General features: G+C 60.1%; 21 protein-coding genes. 11 read left to right on the top strand and 10 right to left on the bottom strand.

Features of this window, described 5'->3' with window-relative positions; all coding sequences use genetic code 11:
* Nucleotides 1-264: 264 nt before the first annotated feature.
* The 4 genes from lpxC to ligA all read left to right on the top strand — a co-directional run bounded on the left by lpxC (nt 265) and on the right by ligA (nt 6,318).
* On the top strand, nt 265-1,221 hold the full coding sequence (gene lpxC / locus IB248_RS10865) for a UDP-3-O-acyl-N-acetylglucosamine deacetylase (protein ID WP_018858332.1): 957 nt from the start codon (nt 265-267) through the stop codon (nt 1,219-1,221).
* A gap of 274 nt (nt 1,222-1,495) precedes the next feature.
* Nucleotides 1,496-2,365, top strand: a complete 870-nt coding sequence (locus tag IB248_RS10860) for an outer membrane protein assembly factor BamD (protein WP_025659382.1) — start codon at nt 1,496-1,498, stop codon at nt 2,363-2,365.
* A 5-nt stretch (nt 2,366-2,370) separates the two neighbouring features.
* On the top strand, nt 2,371-4,044 hold the full coding sequence (recN, locus tag IB248_RS10855; RefSeq protein ID WP_169681454.1) for a DNA repair protein RecN: 1,674 nt from the start codon (nt 2,371-2,373) through the stop codon (nt 4,042-4,044).
* A gap of 108 nt (nt 4,045-4,152) precedes the next feature.
* The gene (ligA, locus tag IB248_RS10850; protein WP_169681452.1) at nt 4,153-6,318 is read left to right on the top strand and encodes an NAD-dependent DNA ligase LigA; all 2,166 of its coding nucleotides are present in this window, start codon (nt 4,153-4,155) and stop codon (nt 6,316-6,318) included.
* Nucleotides 6,319-6,351: 33 nt separating this feature from the next.
* Here ligA and IB248_RS10845 read toward each other — a convergent pair whose 3' ends face one another.
* Nucleotides 6,352-6,873, bottom strand: coding sequence for a GNAT family N-acetyltransferase (locus IB248_RS10845; RefSeq protein ID WP_169681449.1), 522 nt, complete (start codon nt 6,871-6,873; stop codon nt 6,352-6,354).
* A 259-nt stretch (nt 6,874-7,132) separates the two neighbouring features.
* On the opposite strand from IB248_RS10845, the gene IB248_RS10840 reads away from it, so the two are divergent.
* On the top strand, nt 7,133-7,723 hold the full coding sequence (locus IB248_RS10840) for a 3'-5' exonuclease (RefSeq protein WP_018858337.1): 591 nt from the start codon (nt 7,133-7,135) through the stop codon (nt 7,721-7,723).
* A 63-nt stretch (nt 7,724-7,786) separates the two neighbouring features.
* Nucleotides 7,787-8,281, top strand: a complete 495-nt coding sequence (locus tag IB248_RS10835; protein WP_018858338.1) for a CreA family protein — start codon at nt 7,787-7,789, stop codon at nt 8,279-8,281.
* A gap of 17 nt (nt 8,282-8,298) precedes the next feature.
* Here the strand turns inward: IB248_RS10835 and IB248_RS10830 are convergent, their stop codons facing one another.
* The 3 genes from IB248_RS10830 to IB248_RS10820 all read right to left on the bottom strand — a co-directional run bounded on the left by IB248_RS10830 (nt 8,299) and on the right by IB248_RS10820 (nt 11,342).
* Nucleotides 8,299-8,709 (bottom strand): GFA family protein, encoded by a 411-nt coding sequence (locus tag IB248_RS10830; protein WP_018858339.1) that lies wholly within the window; start codon nt 8,707-8,709, stop codon nt 8,299-8,301.
* A gap of 198 nt (nt 8,710-8,907) precedes the next feature.
* Nucleotides 8,908-9,375, bottom strand: coding sequence for a chemotaxis protein CheW (locus IB248_RS10825; protein WP_018858340.1), 468 nt, complete (start codon nt 9,373-9,375; stop codon nt 8,908-8,910).
* A 2-nt stretch (nt 9,376-9,377) separates the two neighbouring features.
* Nucleotides 9,378-11,342 carry a methyl-accepting chemotaxis protein gene (locus IB248_RS10820; RefSeq protein WP_169681447.1) on the bottom strand — a complete coding sequence of 655 codons (1,965 nt, stop codon included), beginning with the start codon at nt 11,340-11,342 and terminating at the stop codon, nt 9,378-9,380.
* Nucleotides 11,343-11,695: 353 nt separating this feature from the next.
* Here IB248_RS10820 and IB248_RS10815 point away from each other — a divergent pair, with 353 nt between their 5' ends.
* Genes IB248_RS10815 through IB248_RS10805 form a run of 3 tightly spaced genes read left to right on the top strand, consistent with a single transcriptional unit; the run spans nt 11,696 to nt 14,323 of the window.
* Nucleotides 11,696-12,298, top strand: a complete 603-nt coding sequence (locus IB248_RS10815) for an SCO family protein (protein ID WP_018858342.1) — start codon at nt 11,696-11,698, stop codon at nt 12,296-12,298.
* Between the two features lie 4 nt (nt 12,299-12,302).
* Complete coding sequence (locus IB248_RS10810) at nt 12,303-13,430, top strand: NAD(P)/FAD-dependent oxidoreductase (protein ID WP_169681445.1); 1,128 nt, start codon at nt 12,303-12,305, stop codon at nt 13,428-13,430.
* Between the two features lie 14 nt (nt 13,431-13,444).
* Complete coding sequence (locus IB248_RS10805) at nt 13,445-14,323, top strand: 50S ribosomal protein L11 methyltransferase (protein WP_026371944.1); 879 nt, start codon at nt 13,445-13,447, stop codon at nt 14,321-14,323.
* Nucleotides 14,324-14,481: 158 nt separating this feature from the next.
* Here IB248_RS10805 and IB248_RS10800 read toward each other — a convergent pair whose 3' ends face one another.
* Nucleotides 14,482-14,655, bottom strand: coding sequence for a hypothetical protein (locus IB248_RS10800; RefSeq protein ID WP_018858345.1), 174 nt, complete (start codon nt 14,653-14,655; stop codon nt 14,482-14,484).
* 280 nt (nt 14,656-14,935) lie between these two features.
* Between IB248_RS10800 and IB248_RS10795 the strand changes: the two genes are divergently transcribed.
* A complete protein-coding gene (locus tag IB248_RS10795; RefSeq protein ID WP_169681443.1) occupies nt 14,936-16,771 on the top strand; it encodes an aminopeptidase P family protein in 1,836 nt (611 codons plus the stop codon).
* A 30-nt stretch (nt 16,772-16,801) separates the two neighbouring features.
* On the opposite strand, the gene IB248_RS10790 is transcribed toward IB248_RS10795, so the two are convergent.
* Both IB248_RS10790 and IB248_RS10785 read right to left on the bottom strand, forming a co-directional pair.
* Nucleotides 16,802-17,110 (bottom strand): AzlD domain-containing protein, encoded by a 309-nt coding sequence (locus IB248_RS10790; protein WP_169681441.1) that lies wholly within the window; start codon nt 17,108-17,110, stop codon nt 16,802-16,804.
* Between the two features lie 2 nt (nt 17,111-17,112).
* Nucleotides 17,113-17,829, bottom strand: coding sequence for an AzlC family ABC transporter permease (locus IB248_RS10785; protein WP_018858348.1), 717 nt, complete (start codon nt 17,827-17,829; stop codon nt 17,113-17,115).
* Between the two features lie 133 nt (nt 17,830-17,962).
* Here IB248_RS10785 and IB248_RS10780 point away from each other — a divergent pair, with 133 nt between their 5' ends.
* Nucleotides 17,963-18,211 carry a DUF2164 domain-containing protein gene (locus tag IB248_RS10780; protein ID WP_113471819.1) on the top strand — a complete coding sequence of 83 codons (249 nt, stop codon included), beginning with the start codon at nt 17,963-17,965 and terminating at the stop codon, nt 18,209-18,211.
* On the opposite strand, the gene pncA is transcribed toward IB248_RS10780, so the two are convergent.
* From pncA to IB248_RS10765, 3 genes are all read right to left on the bottom strand, one after another.
* Entirely contained in the window at nt 18,212-18,838 is a 627-nt protein-coding gene (gene pncA / locus IB248_RS10775) for a bifunctional nicotinamidase/pyrazinamidase (protein WP_169681439.1), read from the bottom strand.
* A gap of 104 nt (nt 18,839-18,942) precedes the next feature.
* Nucleotides 18,943-20,214 (bottom strand): sugar MFS transporter, encoded by a 1,272-nt coding sequence (locus tag IB248_RS10770; protein ID WP_348644129.1) that lies wholly within the window; start codon nt 20,212-20,214, stop codon nt 18,943-18,945.
* A gap of 280 nt (nt 20,215-20,494) precedes the next feature.
* A complete protein-coding gene (locus IB248_RS10765) occupies nt 20,495-21,967 on the bottom strand; it encodes a sensor domain-containing diguanylate cyclase (RefSeq protein ID WP_169681435.1) in 1,473 nt (490 codons plus the stop codon).
* Nucleotides 21,968-22,052: the final 85 nt, after the last annotated feature.

Here is a 22,052-nt window from a genome sequence, read left to right as displayed (position 1 = left end):
GATGCCCGGGAGTACGCTCCCGGGCATTGCCGTTTCAAAGCTCTGAATTCGACACGAATTGCGTTGTTATTTCAAAGGCATGCTTTCGTAACAATGCGAAAGAAACAGTGATTTGGATTGGAACCCGGGCGCACGTATGTATGTGCTCAAGGAACCGTCTTCTTGCGCTTTATCGCGAGGCTCTGACGGAGTGAAATGACCCCTGGCGGATGGTCCGGCATGTTAGCCGATGCGGATCACCAGGGATAATAAAGGCAAAAATTTATGGTTATTGGCATGTTGGGTTTTCAGACGACAGTATCGCGCCCGATTACGCTCTCGGGCATCGGCGTTCATTCCGGTGCTGACGTTTCGATTACCTTCAACCCGGCAGAAGCTGACACAGGCGTTGTCTTCAATCGCATGCACGACAACGGCGAGGTTTCCGAATATCGTGCCGTGTCTTCTCAGGTCGGCAATACAGATCTCTGCACCGTTCTTGGTTTCTCGCCGGCGCGATCGGTCGCGACGATCGAGCATGTCATGGCCGCTGTCTACGCGCTTGGTCTCGACAACGTCCTGATCGAAGTTCACGGTTCCGAAATGCCCATCATGGATGGCAGCTCGATGCCCTTTATCGAGGCGATCGAACAGGTTGGCCTAGTATCGCTTGGCGTCAAGCGTCGCTACATCCGCGTCACCAAGCCGGTTCGCATCGAGCATGGTGGTTCGTGGAGCGAGTTCCGTCCCTATGACGGCATGCGCTTTGAGGTTGAGATCGATTTCGACTGCCCGCTGATCGGCCGACAGAAGTGGGAAGGCGACATGACGGCTGCGACGTTCAAGTCCGAGCTGTCGCGTGCCCGTACCTTCGGCTTCATGCGCGATGTCGAGCGTCTTTGGGCCTCCGGCCACGCGCTTGGTTCGTCGCTTGAGAATTCGGTCGTCATATCGGACGACAACACCGTTATCAACGTCGAAGGCCTGCGCTACGCCAAGGACGAGTTCGTGCGCCACAAGGCACTCGATGCGGTTGGCGACCTGGCGCTCGCCGGTGCTCCTTTCATCGGCTGCTATCGGTCCTACCGCGGCGGTCACAAGATGAATGCTAATGCTCTCAAGGCGTTGCTCAGCGACCCGACCGCCTATGAAGTGGTCGAGACCTCTGCGCCGCGCCAGCGTGTTGCGGCTCGGGATTTCATCCGGGTCAACGCGCCGGAATTTGCTCCCTGGTCGGCATGACCTCCATCGCATTTATTAGGCCAGGGCCGCCTCCTTCGGGAGGCGGTTTCTTTATGGGGAGCAGGCTGACGATGATTCCCCGATAGATGTGCTGCCGCAGATGCTTAGTAGCACCAGATGCAGCATTCGCAGTGTAAAACCGGCGTTTATCGCCTGCATCGCCACAAAAATGCGTTAATGCATCATCATTGCGTTGCTCTGGCTCCACATTTGTGGCTAGAAACGCCAGCAAGGCGTGGCTGCCGTTGAGGGATGGCGGCGTTGGGATATTCCGATGGGTTATGCAGGGTCTGATAGTATGATGAAGACAGCGCGCGCTTTGTTCGCATCGCTCTTGGTGCTGAGCGCAGGTGCCTTAATTTCCGGATGCCAGTCGGACCCCGATATCGATATCACCAAGCTCGGCCTCGAGAACGATCCGCCGGATGTCCTCTATACCCAAGGCCTCGCCAACATGAAGGCCGGCAACATGGCCGAGGCGGCGCGCAAGTTCGACGCAATCGACCGCGAAAACCCGTTCTCAGAATGGGCGCGAAAGGCGCTCGTGATGAGCACCTTCGTCAAGTATCGCCAGGGCCGTCTGGACGACGCTCTCGCTTCGGGCAACCGCTATATGGCGCAGTATCCGAAGTCGAAGGACGCTCCCTACGTGCAGTATCTGATCGGTCTGACCTATTCGAAGCAGATCGTGGACGTCACGCAGGACCAGCGCGCGGCCGCCAAGACCGTCGAGGCCATGCAGGCCGTCATCGACAACTACCCGGATTCGGAATACGTCGACGACGCGCAGGCGAAAATCCGCTTCGCACGCGACCAGATGGCAGGCAAGGAAATGCAGGTCGGCCGTTACTACATGGAGCGCAAGGAATACCTGGCGGCGATCTCACGCTTCCGCACGGTTGTCGAGAAATATCCGAATACCAACCAGATCGAAGAAGCGCTTGCGCGCCTTGTCGAAGCCTATTACGCAATGGGCATCGTCGAGGAAGCACAGACGGCAGCCGCGGTTCTCGGCCACAACTATCCTGACAGTCAGTGGTATGCGGACTCCTTCAAGCTGCTGAAGAGTGGTGGCACCGAGCCGCGTGAAAACCCCGGTTCGTGGATTGCTGCCGCGGGCAAGAAACTCCTGCTCGGTACCTGAGGCCAATGCTGATCCAGCTTTCGATCCGCGATATCGTCCTGATCGAGCGGCTGGATCTCGCCTTCGAGACCGGCCTCTCGGTGCTGACCGGGGAGACCGGCGCTGGCAAATCCATCCTGCTCGATAGCCTGTCGCTCGCGCTTGGCGGGCGCGGAGACGGCGGTCTTGTTCGCCATGGCGAGGACAAGGGGCAGGTTACGGCTGTGTTCGACGTCGGTCCGGACCACAGCGCCCGCAAGCTGCTGCGCGAAAACGGCATCGATGATGACGGCGATGTTATCTTCCGCCGTGTCCAGAACGCTGATGGCCGTACCAAGGCTTACGTCAACGACCAGCCGCTCAGCGTTCAGCTCATGCGCCAGGTCGGGCAGATGCTGGTCGAGATTCATGGCCAGCACGACGATCGCGCCTTGGTCGATGCGCATGCGCACCGGATCCTGCTCGACGCTTTCGCAGGCGTGAACGAAGATGCTGCCGGAGTCTCCAATCTGTACCGCATCTGGCGCGATACCGAGCGGACGCTCAAGAAGCAGCGCGAAAAGGTGGCGAACGCTGCTCGTGAGGCCGACTACCTCCGCGCTTCCGTAGAGGAGCTCGAGAAGCTTTCACCGCAGGACGGAGAAGAGGACGAGCTCGCCGATCGTCGCCAGAAGATGATGAAGGCCGAGCGGATCGCCGGCGATATCGCCGAGGCTTCCGAATTCCTCAACGGCAATGCTTCCCCCGTGCCACATATCGCCTCGCTGGTGCGCAGGCTGGAGCGCAAGAGCCACGAGGCGCCGGGCTTGCTGGAAGATACGGTGGCGCTTCTGGATGCCGCTCTGGACCAGCTCTCCAATGCGCAGATGGAAGTCGAGGCTGCGCTGAGGAAGACGGAATACGATCCGAAGGAGCTGGAGCGTGTAGAGGAACGCCTGTTTGCCTTGCGCGCTGCCTCCCGCAAATACTCCGTTCCGGTGACCGAACTGCCGGCGTTGGCGGTCCGCATGATCAGCGATCTTGCCGACGTCGATGCCGGCGAGGAAAAGCTTGCCAAGCTTGAAGCCGAGGTCGGTGTTGGCAAGGCAAACTACGACGCAGCGGCGCGCAGCCTTTCCGATAAGCGTCATCATGCCGGAGACGCCTTGGCTGCTGCCGTCATGGCGGAACTGCCGGCGCTGAAGCTCGAGCGCGCAAGCTTCATGGTAGAGATCACCACCAATCCTGATGACGCGACCTCGGAGGGGATCGACGTGGTGGAGTTCCACGTTCAGACCAACCCGGGCACACGTCCTGGTTCGATCATGAAGGTGGCATCCGGCGGCGAGCTTTCGCGCTTCCTGCTCGCCCTGAAGGTCGCGCTTGCCGATCGCGGTTCTGCGCCGACGCTCGTCTTCGACGAAATCGATACCGGCGTCGGTGGGGCGGTTGCGGATGCGATCGGTCAGCGGCTGAAGCGGCTCTCCGACCGCGTGCAGGTGCTGTCGGTCACACATGCGCCGCAGGTCGCCGCGCGTGCGGCGACGCACCTGCTGATTTCGAAAGGACCGGCCGCCGAAGGCTCGGAGAAGATCGCGACTCACGTCGCGACGATGGCGCCTGGCGACCGGACGGAAGAAATCGCACGCATGCTGGCGGGTGCGTCGGTGACGGAAGAGGCGAGGGCGGCGGCGGCCCGGCTGCTGGCCGGGAACGGCTGATTTCCTAATCGCCGAATTGGGGAGAGGGCGAACGAGGACCTCTCGCTCTCTTTCAATCCATTCATTTTGCTCTAAAACCGACTCCAGATTCCGTGGAGCGAGAGCCGTATGTCGACCGAAGCCATAGCCGTTGATGCCCTGACGATCGAAGATGCCGCCGCCGAGCTTGAGTGGCTCGCCAAGGAGATCGCCCGCAACGACGAGCTTTATCACGGCGAGGATCGCCCGGCGATTTCCGATGCCGAGTATGATGCACTGAAGCGTCGCAACGACGCGATCGAGGCGCGCTTTCCGGAACTCATTCGCGAGGACAGTCCGTCGCGGCGTGTCGGTATCGCGCCTTCGGTAACGTTCGCGCCCGTTGTGCATGCACGGCCGATGCTATCGCTCGACAACACGTTCTCGCAGGAGGACGTGCAGGACTTCGTGGCGAGCGTCTATCGCTTCCTCGGCCGTCTGCCGGACCAGTCGATTGCCTTTACCGCGGAGCCGAAGATCGACGGCCTCTCTATGTCGATTCGCTATGAGAACGGCAGGATGGTGAGCGCTGCAACGCGCGGCGACGGCACGACCGGCGAAAACGTCACGGCCAACATCCGCACGATCAAGGAAATTCCCCAGACGCTGCCGGCGGGGGCACCAGCAGTCGTCGAGGTGCGCGGCGAGGTCTACATGGCCAAGAGCGACTTCCTGGCGCTCAATAAGCAGATGGAAGCCGAGGGGAAGCAGACCTACGTCAATCCGCGCAATACGGCAGCCGGATCGCTGCGGCAGCTCGACGCCAAGGTGACTGCGAGCCGCAAGTTGAAGTTCTTCGCCTATGCCTGGGGTGAGATATCCGACATGCCCTCCGACACACAGTTTGGTATGGTCGAGGTATTCAAGAGCTGGGGCTTTCCGGTCAATCCCCTGATGAAGCGGTTGAATTCCGTCGCCGATATTTTAGCCCACTACGACGAGATCGGCCTGAAGCGACCGGACCTGGACTATGATATCGACGGTGTCGTCTACAAGGTCGACAGCCTGGATCTGCAGCAACGGCTCGGATTCCGCTCCCGCAGTCCGCGCTGGGCGACGGCACATAAGTTCCCGGCCGAGCAGGCTTTCACGACTGTCGAGAACATCGATATCCAGGTGGGCCGCACCGGCGCCCTGACGCCGGTTGCACGGCTGACGCCAATTACCGTCGGCGGCGTCGTCGTAACCAATGCGACCCTGCATAACGCCGATTACATCGAAGGCATCGGGAACTCGGGCGAACGCATCCGCGACGTCGGGCACGACATTCGGATCGGTGACACGGTCATCGTGCAGCGGGCCGGAGACGTTATCCCGCAGGTGCTCGATGTTGTCATGGAGAAGCGCCCCGCTGATGCCGCCCGCTATGAATTCCCGCAAAAATGCCCGGTCTGCGGCAGCCATGCGGTGCGGGAGAAGAACGAAAAGACAGGCAAGCTCGACTCCGTAACGCGCTGCACCGGCGGCTTCATTTGCCGTGCGCAGGCCACCGAGCATCTGAAGCACTTTGTTTCGCGCAATGCCTTCGATATCGAGGGCCTGGGATCGAAGCAGGTCGACTTCTTCTTCGAGAGCGACGATCCGGCGCTGCAGATCCGTAACGCGCCAGATATTTTCACGCTTGAGAAGCGGCAGGCCGGTTCGCTGACAAAGCTTGAAAATATCGAAGGTTTCGGCAAGGTCAGCGTCGGAAAGCTCTATACGGCGATCAACGAGCGGCGGAGCATCGCGCTGCACCGGTTCATTTACGCGCTCGGCATCCGGCACGTCGGCGAGACGACAGCCAAGCTCCTGGCACGCTCCTACGGCACCTATGCCGACTTCGAAGCAGCGATGACAGCTGCCGCGCCGCTCTCGGGCGATGCCTGGAACGACCTCAACGCCATCGAAGGCATCGGTGAGATCGTCGCGCGCGCGATCGTTGAATTCTACAAGGAACCGCGCAATGTCGAGGTGATCTCGCGACTGCTCGCCGAACTGAATGACGGGACGCCCTTGCCTGCAGAGAAGGTTGCTGCTGCAGACAGCCCAGTCGCCGGCAAGACTGTGGTCTTCACCGGTTCGCTGGAGAAGTTCACGCGCGATGAAGCCAAGGCGCGGGCTGAAAGCCTCGGCGCTAAGGTCGCAGGCTCGGTGTCAAAGAAAACCGACATCGTGGTTGCAGGACCAGGCGCAGGCTCGAAACTCGACAAGGCACGCGAACTCGGTGTCCAGACGATGGACGAGGACGAGTGGCTGGCCCTGATCAGCGGATGAGGGATCGGCTGTCACCGACCTCGGAGCGTTCCTCTACCGCTTGATGCGCGCCATCGCGTAAGCATCGACGTAGCTGCCGGCGCGGAAGGCGAAAGCACGGAGTATACCTTCCTCTTCGAAACCAAATTTCCTGTAAAGGGCCAGGGCGGCTTCGTTGTCGGTGTAAACAGTCAATTCCAGGCGCATGATGTTCAGCCAGTTGTCGGCGGCATCGATGACGGCCGCGAGCATCGCGCTGCCGATGCCGCGACCGGTAAAGTCGTCATGCACGCCCATGCCGATGCTGGCGACGTGACTGCGGCGGCCGTGGTAACGGGTCATGCCGATGTCGCCGACGATCTGCTCGTCGATAATTGCGACCAGACGCATTGCATCCGGATTGCTGTTTTCGACATGGCGGCGGGTCTCTTCAATGCTTTGGTAGGGTGGACGCAAGGTACCGGCACGGAAGCCCGGCAGATTGACCAGCGCCGTCAATGCCTCGGTGTCGGACGGACGGATGGCTCGGATCGACAGTCCGGCGGGTATTTCTCTGGGGTTTGGATTCTTCTGCATGCAACTCTCCTTCTCAGTTTGAGGAGAGCCGGTTCCCGAACCCTGCTCGCCTCGGCAGGGTTTAGGGGATGACGGACTGCTTCTAACGCACCATCGCTCCCGCCAACCCTGCAAGGGTGGTCGTCCGCGTCAGCACAATGGTCACCAATCCGGTCATGCGCCATGATTTCGCAATCCGCTTGCGGATGTCAACAGCCGGATTTGCGCGGAGAGGGTGGGGAGGTTATGCCAGATCCATGCTATCGAATCGGAAATCTCGTTGAAAACCATCGCCATTGATTTCGAAACCGCCAACGAACAACGCGGCAGCGCCTGTTCGGTGGGACTGGCATGGATTGAGGACGGCAAGGTTACCCGCGTCGAGGAGCGTCTGATCCGGCCGAAGGAGATGCGGTTCTCCGGTATGAACATCGCCATTCACGGCATCCGGCCTGAGCATGTCGAGGACGCGCCGGCGTTTCCGGAAGTGATGGACGAATTCCACGACGATTTCCGAGGTGCGACCATGATTGCGCACAATGCAGCGTTCGATTTCAGCGTCTGGCGCGCGAGCCTCGATCTCTATCGGCAGTCCTATCCGGAGCTGACGTATCTCTGTAGCCTGAAGATGGCCCAGCGGATCTGGCCGCATTTCCTCTCGCACCGGCTCAACATGATCGCCGAGCATCTCGGCCTGCGTTTTGCGCATCACAATGCCGCCGAGGACGCCGCCGTCTGCGCGCATGCCGCGATCGCGATGGCAAAGGCTGTCGGGGCGGCTGCAGTGAACGCCATTCCCGCTCTGATAGGCATGAAGCCTGGCAGGCTGACGTCGACCGGGTATGAGGCCTGCACCTGCAGGAAGGCGTGAACACTTCCTTGTAAAGGCATCAGGCGCGCTTACCTAAGATGCGGATGCAATCAGGGAACCGTCATGTCCAGAAAGAGTTACATCGCGCTTGCCGCTGCTTCACTCATCGGCCTTAGCGCCGGCGCTGCCTCAGCCGACGTCGTCGGCAAGGTCGGGGTCGACTGGATTGGCAACGACATCATCATCGATGCGGTGGCCGACCCGCAGGTGAAGGGCGTGACTTGCCACGTCACTTATTTCGACCGCAGCGTTATCGATCGCGTGAAGAACGGCAACTGGTTCGAAGACCCCTCGAACAACTCCATCTCCTGCCGGCAGACGGGGCCGATCGAGATTGGCGACATCAATCTGTCGGAGGGCGGCGACGAGGTGTTCAAGACGGGCATGTCGCTTATCTGGAAGAAGCTGGTCGTCAACCGGATCTACGACAAGAAGAACGACACGCTGGTCTATCTCGCCCACTCCCGCGAACTGACTGATGGCTCGGCGAAGATGGCGATTTCAACCATCCCGCTATACGGCCAGAATGTCACGTGGAAGAACGGCAAGCCGCAATAGCAACACGCCTCGTCGCGCTAGGCGCGGCTCTTGGGATGTGCCGGCAGCTCGTCGCAGATGACATCCCAGGACACCTTTTCAGACGTCCAGACGTGAAAGGTCGGATGATACTCATCCGGGTCGTCGAGGCTGACTGTCATGATGTCGATCAGGTCTGGGTCGGCATCGTTCTGATAGCCGATCGGGGAACCGCATGAGCCGCAAAATGTCCTGACAACGCCTCTCGAGGAGGCAAATGCCCGAGGGGCTCCCTGTTCGTATACCAGCGTTCGCACGGGAAAGGTGACGAACGGAAGCGTAGGAGCCGAAGCGACCTTTCGGCATGTCTGACAGTGGCAGATGCCGCTCGCCAGCGGCGCCTCGTCAATTCTGTATCGGACCGCACCGCAGCCGCATCCTCCGGTGTGACGGGTTTTCGCCTCGCGCATTCTGCGTACCCCGTTGTTCTTCTGACAACCATTCGAACGCCCGTTCGCGCACTTCGTTCACTCGAAGCGACGTCGGACGATGCGATGAGGAGATAGCCTGCAATGCGGCCCTAACAATGACCGTACAGAAAAAACCGCTCGCAACGGTTCGATGCGAGCGGTTCGAAAATCTCTTGGCGGTTATGCTGGCTGGTCGCGTCAAGCAGCCTGTGCCAATTCGTCGGCGATTACGGTGTCGAGGTTTAGGAAGCAGACCATGGTCTTTTCCAGGGCGACGATGCCGCGGCAGAAGGCGCGCTGGGCTTCCGGGATGATCTCCGGTGCCGGCTGCAGGTCTTCGCTCTTGATGGTCATCATGTCGGAGACCTGCTCGACCAGCAGGCCGACGAGCTTGCCGGCAATGTCGGTGACGATAATGGCGGAGCGCTCCGACGGCTCGGTCATCTTCATGCCGAGGCGGCAGGCCATGTCGATGACCGGAATTACCGCACCACGAAGATTGATGAGGCCGAGGACGTAGGGCGGTGTGTGCGGCATTGGCGTTACGGGCGCCCAGCCGCGGATTTCGCGGATCGCCATGATGTCGATGCAGAACTCCTGCTCGCCGAGATGGAAGGAGACGATCTCGAGATGCGATCCGGTCTGGTTGATGACGGTATTGTTCATGATCAGAATTCTTCCCAGTTGTCTCCGGCCGGTACGGCCATGGCTCTGGCGGTTGCGCCGCCGCTGAATGCGCCCGCGACCTTGCCGATAAGGCTTCGTGCGGGAGATGGTTTCGGATGCGAGACTGCGGTGGCTTCCCGCGGCGTGGAACGGGCATTCATGCCTTCGCCGATCTTGAACGTCTGGATCAGGTGGATCAGGCTGTCGGCATCGGTGGCGAGCGCGTGACTTGCTGCGTTCGTTTCTTCCACCATGGCCGCGTTTTTCTGCGTGACCTGGTCCATCTGGCTGATGGCCGTATTGATTTCGTTCAGTCCGGTAGATTGTTCGCGTGCAGAGGTTACGATTGATTTAACATGCTCGTCGATGCGCAAAACATCTTCGCCGATCTGGCGCAGGGCTTCGCCGGCCGCCGTTACGAGTTCGCCGCCGGCCTTTACCTCGGCGCCGGATTTTCCGATCAAGGCCTTGATATCCTTGGCGGCACCGGCCGCGCGGCCGGCGAGTTCGCGTACTTCCTGTGCTACGACAGCAAAGCCCTTGCCGGCTTCGCCGGCGCGAGCAGCTTCGACGCCCGCGTTGAGGGCGAGGAGGTTGGTTTGGAAGGCGATCTCATCGATGACGTTGATGATTGTTCCGATCTCGCGCGAGGCGGTCGCGATTCGCTCCATCGCAGCCATGGCATCGGTCACGACCACATCTGATTTCGCGGTATTCTGCCGGGTGTGGGCAACCATGTGGCCGACTTCCTCGGCACGGTTGGTGGCGTTGCGAACCGTCGCGGTGATCTGGTCGAGCGCCGCGGAGGTTTCCTCCAGCGAGGCCGCCTGTTGTTCCGTACGCTTGGCGAGGTCGTCTGCTGCCGAGCGCATCTGCTGGCTGTTTGCCTGGATGGAAGTCCCGTTTCGGGCGATCCCGGCCATTGTCTGGCGGAGCGTCGCCGTGGTGTGATTGAAGTCGGTGCGCAAGCGCTCAAGCTCTGCCGTGAACGGCTGATTGATGGTGACTGTCACGTCTCCGCCCGCGAGGCGCGTAAGGCCGTCGCCCAACGCATGGACTGCATCGTTGAGCGCTTCGGCGTCCGCAAGCTTCGCTGCTTCACGGCTGCGGCGCTCGGCGTCGCTCTGCTGGCGTTCGCTGTCGCTACGCGCCTGCAATTCCTGCTTCTCGATTGCGGCAAGCCGGAAGCTCTCCGCTGCGCGTGCCATGTCGCCGATCTCATCGCCCCGGTCAGTGGCGGGGACAAGGCTATTGAGATCGCCGCGCATGATGCCCTGCATGCTTTTTCGCACACCCTCGATACCGCGACGGATGGAACCGCCATGGATGTATTGCAGGGTGCCCATTGTCAGGATGGCGACGATGCCAAGTCCCAGCTGGATCAGTATCGCCCGCTCCGAGATTGCGTTTGCCTCGTCGATACGCGCTTTGGCCAATTCGCCGCCTTCGTGGGCGAGCTTGTCCAGTGTCGCGCCCACCTTGTCGCCGCCACCGTCGATGGCGTCGTCCAGCTTGTCAAATTCACTGTCCGGCGCCCCGGCTTCGACAGCAGATTTCAAGTCTCCGACGACATTTTTCCCCAGAGACGCCACGTCTGCACCATAGGTGGACAACAGGTTTCCGGCGTTCAGCTCTTCGCCCAGGCGGTGCATCTCCTTGGAGCTGTTCTGCAGCTCGCCGATCGCCTCGTTCATCAGCTTCAGGCGTTCGGGCATCACGGCGCGATCGCCACGGTCGACGATGGTGTCCATGGCGGCAAGAATGAGGGTGAGGTTTGCGGCGCGCATCTCGTTAATCTGGTCGACGCTGGCCTGGATTTCGTTGGCATGTCTCAAAGCCGCGTCGGCGCTCGAATTTTGATACCAGCCAACTGCAAGCATCGAGCCGAAGCCAATGAACGCCGCGCCGGCAAGTGTCCCCAGCCGTTGGCCTACAGAGAGGCTCTTGCGCACTTTCATATCAGTCATTGATGATCATCCCCCTCCGCGATGAGACGCGGTGTGCATCTTGCGCTCACGCGGATAGCCGGGGATTGAAATGCCGGGTGGACCTCATGTCACGAGAACGTAGAACGTTCTATCCATTCCTAAATATAGATATGTATTTTTAAGTATTTGCTAACCCTCAAAGATTGCAACCGTCTTTGTTTCATCTGCTAAGTGGTTGAAGATTTTGGTTTTTGTGAAACCGATTTCGCCTTTTCCGTGTGCTGGTGGGGCAATCGGTCGCCACTGGGAAACGTGTTGTTGAATTGCGCCCCGAAGCAGGAGGCGATATCACCCGATAAACGGGAATAATCCCGATCTTTGAGGTTCGATCGATGAAGACTGTCCGCATTGCGGTCTGGGTTGCGGTGCTGCTGATGGCCGGAATTCTCGGCTGGCTGACGCTTAATGTCACCAAGACGAAGGAGGCCGTTTCCGAGGGGCCGTTCGGCGTGCCGTTCACGCTCGTTGCCCAGGACGGCAAGCCGATCACCGAGCAGGCCTTCCGGGGCAAGCCGACGGCGCTCTTCTTTGGCTTCACCCATTGCCCGGAGGTCTGCCCGACAACGCTCTTTGAGATGAACGGTTGGCTGGAGAAGGTCGATCCGGATGGCAAGAAGCTGCAGGCCTATTTCGTGACCGTCGATCCGGAGCGCGACACGCCTGAGGTGATGAACGAATACGTTTCCAACGTGTCCAAGCGCATCGTCGGCATATCAGGCGCGCCCGACAAGATTGCCGATGTCATCAAGGGCTACCGCGTCTACGCCAAGAAGGTTCCGGTGGACGAAAGCAATCCGAACGGCGACTACACGATGGATCACACGGCTTCTGTCTTCCTGCTCGATTCGGAAGGGCGGTTCTCCGGTACCATCGCCTATGGCGAAAATCCCGATACGGCTGTAAAGAAACTGGAGAACCTCGTCAGCAAGGGATGACGGCATGGCGTCAGGGCATCGCAGCATCTTGATCGCCGGAGCCGGTGCGACTGGTCTGACTGCTGCTCTTGAACTCGCCCGCCGCGGCCACCTCCCGCGCATCGTCGATAGCGACGCCGGACCGGTGCCCCTAACGGAAAGCCGTGCTCTCGGCATCAATGCCAGAACGCTGACGCTGCTTTCACCTTCGCGTGTGACGGACACGATCCTGCAGGAAGCGCAGCAGATACAGCACTTCCGGATCGCCGCCAAAGGCAAGGTCCTTGCCGACATCGACACCACGGAGGTTCCCGGTCCCTACAGTGCCATCCATGCGCTGGCGCAAGGGCATACCGAGCGGCTGCTGCTCGGCAAGCTTTCCGACTACGAGATTGCTCCGGAGTGGCAAACCGTCGTGGAGGCGGTTTCCGGCGATCTTTCGAAACCGAAGGTGACGCTAAGGAAGCTGGATGGTTCGGTCGAAACCGCGGATTTCGATATCGTGATCACGGCCGACGGGTCCCATTCAACGGTGCGAGAAGCCCTCGGCATCGGTTTCCCCGGGCAGGTGCTGGAGAGCAGCTTTTACCTGGCGGATTTTCGCTACGCCGGACCGGTCGATCCCAGCTTTGCCGAGATCAGCCTGTTCGATCCTGGCATGATCGGGCGCTTGCCTGTGACGCGTGACGTGCTGCGCTACATTTCGACGCTCCCCGATTTCGAGAGCCGCATCGAGCATCCCGCGCCCATTGCTGAGCGGGTCTGGGCGTCCGATTTTCGCATTCACTTTCGTCGTGCCGAGGTAATGGCGAGGGGCAACGTTTTCCTTGCCGGGGATGCTGCGCACATTCATTCGCCTGCCGGGGCGCGGGGGATGAACCTTGGCATCGAAGACGCATGCTGGTTGGCCTGGCTGATCTCGGAGAGGCGGGAGCAGGAGTATGCGGTGCTCAGGATGCCTGCTGTGACGACGGTGCTGAAGCAGACCCATCAATTGACATCGCTAATCACAATGACACATCCGATGGCAATCGCGATCCGCAATCTTGCCGTACCGGTTCTTTTGCGGATACCTGCATTCCGACAAAAATTGCTTCACGGTGTTTCCGGATATGATACGCAGTCGCCGCCCTGGATCGATGGCGCCCCATAAAAGAAAGAGTGATTGTGAGTGAAATACGCCTTTATGTGACGACGACCGAAGTGCAGGCCGGTGAGATTCTGGACCTGCTGTCCGAGGTCTTCGGCGAAGAAGACTTCGCGATCGCGACGACTGAAATCGACGAGAAGAAGGACATTTGGGAAGCCTCCGTCTACATGATGCGTGAAGACGAGGCGCAGGTTCGCGCGCGTGTCGAAGACGCGCTGAAGACGAGCTTTCCCGACGCCAAGGTCGAACGCGAGGTGATCCCTGACGTCGATTGGGTCGCCAAGTCACTCGAGGGCCTGAAGCCGGTTCGGGCAGGGCGGTTCCTCGTCCATGGCTCGCACGACCGCGACAAGGTACGGCCCGGGGACATTGCGATCGAGATCGATGCGGGCCAGGCGTTCGGTACGGGTCACCACGGTACGACGGCTGGCTGCCTGGAGACGATCGATCGTGTTCTTCGTTCCCGCTCCGTGCGGAATGCGCTCGACCTCGGAACCGGTAGCGGCGTTCTGGCGATTGCCGTGAGGAAGCTGCGTAACATTCCCGTTCTCGCCACCGATATCGACCCGGTCGCAACTCGGGTCGCGGCCGAGAACATCAGAAGCAACGGGATTGCGTCCGGTATCTCGACGGCGACAGCGCCGGGTTTTCACTCGACGGCCTTTTCCACACATGGTCCCTTCGATCTCATCATCGCCAACATCCTCGCGCGACCGCTGATCAAGATGGCGCCGCAGCTCGTCAACCACCTGGCGCCGGGAGGCTCGGTCATCCTCTCCGGCATTCTGGCCGCGCAACGCTGGAAGGTGCTTGCCGCCTATAATGGTGCGCACCTGCGGCATGTCCGCACGATCTGGCGAAACGGTTGGGTGACGATCCATCTCGACCGCCCTTGAGATGAAGGCAAAAGAAAAGGCGGTGCCAATGGCACCGCCTTGAGACCAGTTTCCCGGTCAGTGCCCGCGAGCTCGAAGGAGGAGGAGCGCTCGAGCGGGCTTCTACTGTTCTGATCGCCGATCCCGTGAGGGAGGAGGAGAAGGGAGCGGCGAGTTGCTCAGAACGTGTAGCTGGTTGCGACCTGATGGCGCGTAACCCTGTGGCCGGCGCCGAGCAGCTTGAGGGTGTCCTCATGCGGCGGACGGCGCGAGCCGATGATGTGACGCACAGTCTGGCGCTCGCCAGCCTGCACCGGGCTGCTGTAAGCGAAGCGCGACAGAGGGGCAGTCATATCCAAATTCCTTTTGTTTCGTTTCAGGTTCGTCTCGAACCCGTCTGATGGCGCCTATATAGCGATTTAGAAAAGCTGAGGGAGAGGGTTTCCTTCATGGGAGCCATGCAGAGAATGCATAAAGCGTGCCAGTTTGTGAATCGGCGCCTCATTTCCGCCGAATTATTGCGCGGCTCTCACTCAGGTATCGCGTAGCAATTTCTCGTATTCTCATGAAATTCCGATACCATAGCCGAATCTCTTCGCTGAGGGGATCGTCCAAAAAAACGGGTTAGTGAGCATGTTCCAGTCTTTCGAAGTCACCTCGACGCCACAATTCGGCCGCGATCGCGTTTCGGCCCTGCGCGCAAGCTTTGATGCGCTTGGCATCGACGCCTTTCTGGTGCCGCGCGCCGACGAGTTCAACGGCGAATACGTGCCAGCTTGCTCGGAACGCTTGTCGTGGCTGACGGGTTTCACGGGCTCGGCGGGGGTCGCGCTGGTGACGCGTTCGGAGGCGATTGTCTACGTGGACGGGCGCTACGTGACGCAACTTGCCGAGCAAGTCGACAACGCGCTCTTCACCGGTGGGGACCTTGTGAACGAGCCGCCTCATGCCTGGCTTGCAAAGAATGGCTCCAAGGGCTTGCGTCTTGGCATTGATCCCTGGCTGCACTCCGGGGCGGAGGTGCGGCGACTTGAAAAGGCGCTTGCCGAAATTGGCGGTTCGCTCGTTGTCCTGCCTCACAATCCTCTGGACAAACTCTGGAGCGACCGGCCGCAGGAGCCGTTGGGGCAGGTGACAATCCAGAACATCGTCCAGGCGGGCGTGCTCGCAACCGACAAGATCGCAACGGTCGCGGCCGATCTTGCAAAGAAGAACCTCAAGGCGGCGCTGATCGCGGATCCGTCTTCGGTCGCCTGGATCTTCAATATCCGCGGTGCCGATGTGCCGCACACGCCGCACCCGCTGGCGCGGGCGATCATCTATGCCGATGGCAAGGCGGACCTCTTCCTCGACAAGCGCAAGACCGGTATCGAACCCGAAGCCTATCTCGCTCAGATGTGCATGCAGCTTCCGCCGTCGGAGCTCGAAAAGAAACTGTCAGCTGTTGCAAAGGATGGTGGTCGCGTCTTCGTGGATCCTGACCTCACCTCGTATGCCCTGGCGGAGATCATTCGCAAGGGAGGTGGCGAAGTCGTGGAAGGGAATGATCCCGCAAAGCTTCCGCGAGCGGTGAAGAACAACGTTGAGATTAACGGTTCCGCGGCCGCGCATCTGCAGGATGGCGCAGCGATGGTCGAGTTTCTCTACTGGCTGTCGCAAGTCAAGCCCGGGACCGTGTCGGAAATCGACGTGGCGGAGAAGCTCGAAGTAGCGCGCGCCCGTGTCGGGCAGAGCATGCAGAACCCGCTGAAGGACATTTCGTTCGATACGATTTCCGGTGCCGGCGAGCACGCGGCGATCATGCACTATCGCGTCACGACGGAAACGAACCGCAAGCTGGAAGCCGGGGAGCTTTTCCTGATCGACTCCGGCGCCCAGTACATCAACGGCACGACGGACATTACCCGCACCGTCGGGATCGGTTCGGTCACCGAGGAGCACAAGCGCTTCTTCACGCTGGTGCTGAAGGGCATGATCCAGATCAGCACCGCGCGTTTTCCGAAAGGCACCCGCGGCTGCGATCTCGATCCGCTGGCCCGCATCGCGCTCTGGCGGGCGGGGGCCGATTTCGCCCATGGCACCGGCCACGGTGTCGGGTCCTACCTTTCGGTGCATGAAGGTCCGCAACGCATCGCCAGGTTATCAACGCAGGAATTACTGCCGGGGATGATCCTCTCGAACGAGCCCGGCTACTACCGTCCCGGCGCTTTCGGCATCCGCATCGAGAACCTGATCTACGTCCGCGAGGCAGAGGCAATCGATGGCGGCGACACGCCAATGCTCGGGTTCGAGACGCTGACCTTCTGTCCGATCGATCGCAGCCTCGTCATTCCAGAACTTCTGAACCATGACGAGTTGCATTGGCTGAACAATTATCATGAGCGCACGCGGGAGGCGCTGATGCCGCTGATCCACGACCACGACGTCAAGGCGTGGCTGGAGAACTCGACCTTGCCGCTGGAATACTGAGCCAGGCGGCCTTGCTCGCCGCCGATGGCGTCACATGCCGATCGTGTGACGCCAGCCCAGAACGAAGAGCCACGCGACGATCAGCATCCAGGTGTGCGAGGCCCGCAGGCCAACGACGAGTGCGACGAGCAGGGCCAGCTTCGAATCCCAGCCCCCCATGAAGAAGGCCGGCGCGACAAGCGTCGTCAAGACTGCAGCTGGGACCGCAGCAAGTGCGGCCTCCATGCGTGGCGGAATGCGCTTCATCGTGGTGATGAGGATATAGCCGCCGATGCGGGTTGCGTAGGTTGCAACCGCCGCAGCGACGATCACGAGTGCCATATGAAGATCGAAGGCCATCGTCATACCTCGTGCAGATCGGATTCGAGTTCCTGTTCGTGGGGCGGCGGTGGGAACAGGGCGGCAAGGATGATTCCCGCTGCGGCACCCAGGCTGACGTGCCAAGGTGAGCCGACATAGTGATAGGCGACAACAGAGGCGACCGCACTGACGGCGGCGACCGGCAGAAAGTTGTCGCGATGGCGGAAATCCAGGACGATGCCGAGGAAGTAGGCCGGCAGCAGGATGTCGAGACCGATCAACTTCGGGTCGCCGATGTAGTTGCCGAGCAGCCCGCCGAGCAGGCTCACCAGGACCCAGGGGATGTAGATGATGATGCCGAAGCCGAGGTACCAGACAAAGGTGACCGGCTTGCCGGCTTCGCCGCGCTTCAGCGTTTCGGCAAACTGCGGATCGACCAGCAGGAAAAAGGTGAAGAATTTCTGGAGCGGCGAAAAATGCTTGATGTAAGGGGCGATGGCCGCCGAATAGAGGACATGGCGAAAGTTGACGGCCAGGATGGAGGCGACGATCAGCCACGCCTGGACGTTATGGCCGAACAGTTCGAGGCCGACCATCTGGCTCGCGCCGGCATAGACCGTGGCGCTCATGAAGGTCACTTCCGCGAGCGACATGCCGTTATCGACTGCGAGCGCTCCAAACAATGCCCCAAACGGGGCCGAGGCCATCGCAATGGCTGAGCCACCGCGCAAGCCGTCGAAAAAATCAGCGCGACTCATCGGCGATAATCCTTCTGGAATTTTGTCCCCCGTCTAGGGACGGGCGGTATCCGCCGCAAGCAAATTTCCTTGATTGACCGATCGATTTCGCTGAACGATGCACACGCGACTGATTGCCGTTCGAGGAACAAAGATGACCCGGATCGAACTATCGAAAGAGGAAAAGGCCGAACTCATTGCGCGGATCCAGCACTATTTCGATAGTGAGTTGGACCAACCGATCGGCCTCCTGAAAGCGGAGTTTGTTCTCGAGTTTTTCGCGAAGGAAGTTGGCGCCGCTTACTACAAGAAGGGGCTCGAGGATGCGCAAGTCGCGCTTGCCAGACGCATGGATGACTTTTCCGAGGACGTCTATGAGTTGCAGCGGACTGCGACGGAGTGATCAGCCTTCCAAAATTTGTCGGCTGGTGACGATGTCGATGCCGTGCTCGCGCATTTCCTTGACCGCGATCGCAACACCTTCGGGTGTGATCCCACGGCTGGCATCTTCGACAAAGCGAACCCGCACTCCGGGCATCATTTCGGTCGCATCGAGGACGGAGAACTTCACACAATAGTCGGTTGCGAGACCGCAAACGTCGAGTTCCGTGACATCCTGCCCCTCGAGAAAGTCGGCGAGCCCGGTGAGGGCGTCCTGATCGTTGTCGCGGAATGCCGAGTAGCTGTCGACACCACGATTCTCGCCTTTCTGGAGGATGAGATCGATCTCGCCCGTCTTGAGATCGGGATGCAGTTCAGCGTCCACCGTTCCTTGAACGCAATGGTCCGGCCACATCATCTGCGGCTTGCCGGAGAGCGTCCCTAATTCGAACGGCTGCTTGCCGGGATGAGATGAGGCAAAGCTTCCATGGCCGGCAGGATGCCAGTCCTGGGAGGCGACGATCAGGTCATACTTGCCGCTCTCGATCAGGCGGTTTGCGATGGGAACCACTTGGTCGCCATCCGGCACCGGCAGGTTGCCGCCCGGGCAAAAGCCATTCTGAATATCGACTAGAAGCAAGGCTTTCATCGGTGCGACTCCCTCGATTTGCACTGCAACATGCCAAGGGCCGAGGGACGGCGCAAGCGCCGAAACGCTTCGCCGCATGGGCGGCGAAGCGGGCCTTGAAATGGTCAGGTCGGCCGGTGCCCCTTCAGCCCATAAAAGGCAATGTAAGCATAGCACAGAACCGGCATCAGGAAGGCGAGATGTATGCCGATCGTGTCAGCAAGGGCGCCTTGCAAAAGCGGCAGCAAGGCGCCGCCGACGATTGCCAGGCAAAGGATTCCAGAGCCTTGGCTCGTGTATTTTCCAAGGCCGTACAGTGCGAGACTGAAGATCGTTGGGAACATGATCGAGTTGAAGAGGCCGATTGCGAGGACCGACCACATGGCGACGTGACCGCCCGAGAAGACGGTGAGTAACAGCAACAGGATGACCGCGGCTGCATTGAAGGCCAAGGCCTTGCCGTCATCGACGTAGCGCATCACGACAGCACCAATGAACCGGCCGATCATCGCGCCGCCCCAGAAGTAGGATACATGATGGGCGGCCTCGGCTTCCGAAAAGCCTGCTATATCCGGCTGGCTCATGAAGTTGACCAGGAAGCTGCCGATGCTGACCTCCGCGCCGACATAGAGGAAGATGCCGATTGCGCCGAGCACGAGATGGCGATACTGCCAGGCCGAGCCGCCGCCGGTGATCGGCTCAATATCTTCCGCACCTTCAACCTGGGGGAGCTTGAGGGCTGCAAAGAGCGCGGCGAGTAACAGGAAGGCGACAGCCAGCAGCATATAGGGGAACTTCACAGCGCTCGCTTCGGCAAGCCTGACGGCGTCGAGTTGTTCCGGAGTGGTGCCCGCAACGGCGGCCGCTGTCGCCGACAGGATCAGGACTGCGCCGAACATCGGGGCAAGTGTCGTGCCGAGGGAGTTGAAGGCCTGTGTCAAGGTCAGGCGGCTTGCGGCGGTGTCGGGTGGACCGAGGACCGTGACATACGGGTTTGCCGCGACCTGTAGCACGGTGATCCCAGTTGCCAGCACGAAGAGGGCGCCGAGGAAGAGTGCATAGATACGGTAGCTTGCGGCCGGAATGAAGAGCGCGCAACCGATGGCGGAAATGATCAGGCCCGTCACGATCCCCCACTTGTAGGTGATGCGCTTGACGAGCGCGCCGGCGGGCAGGGAGACGATGAAGTATGCGCCGAAGAAGCAGAGCTGGATCAGCATCGATTGCGTGTAATTCAGCTGGAAGACGTTCTTCAGGTGCGGAATGAGAATGTCGTTCAGGCAGGTGATGAAACCCCACATGAAAAACAACGATGTCAGGGCCACGAGGGCAAATTGATAGCTCGCTGCCGGGGAAGCCGATGCCGGGCGCGTCGTCGCGGCACTGTTGGTGATGATACCAGCCACAGTCTTGTACCTCTTGTTCTTGTTGCGCCGGAAATTTTCTCTTGAAGCCGTCGAAACGGCGGGCCGGCGGTGGCTCGGCAAGGCACTTGGGAGGAGGCATGCAGCAAGCCACAAGGCTCATATATCCATTTGAAACCAAATTGGTAGTATTCAAACGATTTTTATTGTGCGTTGCGGCGGGTGGTTCGCCCCTGCGAACATGTGCTGACGCGGCCGGTTCTTGCGCCGGCGTTCCAAGACCGTGGAGAGATTTCCTGCGCCGGGGAAATGGTCAGGCCGCCGAAGCGGACTTTTCATTCGCCGCGACGCTGCCTTGTCCTTCTGTCTTGCGGCTGGCGTGATAGGCGCGTTTCTGCGCGTACATCGCAATGTCGGCACGCCGCACCATGGCTTCCATCGTTTCCCCCGGCTCGCTTGTCGCGACACCGAGCGATATGCTGAGCGGAGCATTGGAGTAGAACTGATTGTTGATCTTCAGCAGCTCGCCGATGGTCTCGACCATTGCGGCGACAGCCTGCTTGTCGGCGCCGGGCATCAGCACCGCAAACTCGTCGCCGCCGATGCGGGCAGCATGGTTTGGCTGTGTGGCGGCGCCATTCAGAACTTCGCCGAGACGGCGCAGCAGCGCATCGCCGGCATCGTGTCCCAGCTGGTCATTGGCCTCCTTCAGGCCGTTGAGATCGATGACGACAGCCGAGACCGGCCGCAGCGACTTGCGTTCGAGCCTGTTCAACTCGTCCACGTAGAAGGCGCGATTGTGAAGCTTGGTCAGGACGTCGTGCTTGCCGAGATATTCGAGGTAAGCTTCGGCCTTCTTGCGCGCTGTGATGTCGGTGAGGGCTACCTGCACAAGTGCCCAGTCGCCTTCGTGGCCGGGAAGGACGGAGAATTGCAGAAGGACGTAGCGCTCGGAGCCGTCGAGGGCGTAGTTGATCACTTCGCGCTGATGAAAGAGCCGGCCGTTCCAAAGCTCGATCAGCTGTTCGCGGAAGTGTTTTTCCATGTCGTCGCGGAAGACATCGCCAATGCGCTGCAGAAGCGTATGCCGGTCGGGTGCGCAGAACAGGTCGAGGGTTGCCTGGTTGACGTCGATCACCTGGATCTCGCTCATGCACTGACGCACGAACTCGGGATGGACATCGGTGAAAACCCTGAAATCGTCGATGCCGCGATCGCGGACATTCTCAAGCAGCAGTTTGATCTGGCTGAAATCCTCGACCCAGAGCGAGACCGGGGAATGCTCGAAGATGCCTTCGGCGTAGCGGCGATTTTCGCGCTCCTTGCGGCGCGCTTCCTCACGTGCGGTGACATCTTCCGTTGTCAGCATTATCTGCGCAAGCGACTGCTCATGGCCCGGCAGCACCGAACCACGGAGCTGGATATCGAGCCTGCGGCCGGACAGCGTATAGTTGACCGCGCTGCTGGTGAATTCGGTCTTGCCATCCCAGAGTTCTGCCAATTCGTTGACGTGGCTTTCGAGCATCTCGTCGCGAAACACCAGGCCGAGATTGGCGACCAGGTGGTCGAGATCGTTAGCCCCGAAGAGTTCGAGTGTCTTTCGGTTGACGCGCAGCACGCGGATAAGCTGTGAGCAGGCGGCGATGCGCGTTGTGTCTTCTCTAAGGTAAGCTCGGATGTCTTCGACGCCCTCAGCGCGCCAGCGATCGAATTGCGCCTTGACCCCGCTGAAATCCTCGATCCACATCGCGATCGGTGACAGGTCGAAGATATCGGAGTCGCTCATGATGAGACTTTCGGTTTGTTGTCGCATGTGTGGAGGCGCAGCGTTGTTCGTCGGCTTTTAAGCATGATTCGTAAACCTTCACTTG

The sequence above is a fragment of the Rhizobium sp. RHZ01 genome, assembly GCF_014851595.1.
GTDB classification, from domain to species: Bacteria; Pseudomonadota; Alphaproteobacteria; order Rhizobiales; family Rhizobiaceae; genus Rhizobium; species Rhizobium altiplani.
The sequence above is the reverse complement of the archived record's forward strand: the minus strand, read 5'-3'. Positions and strand labels throughout refer to the sequence as shown.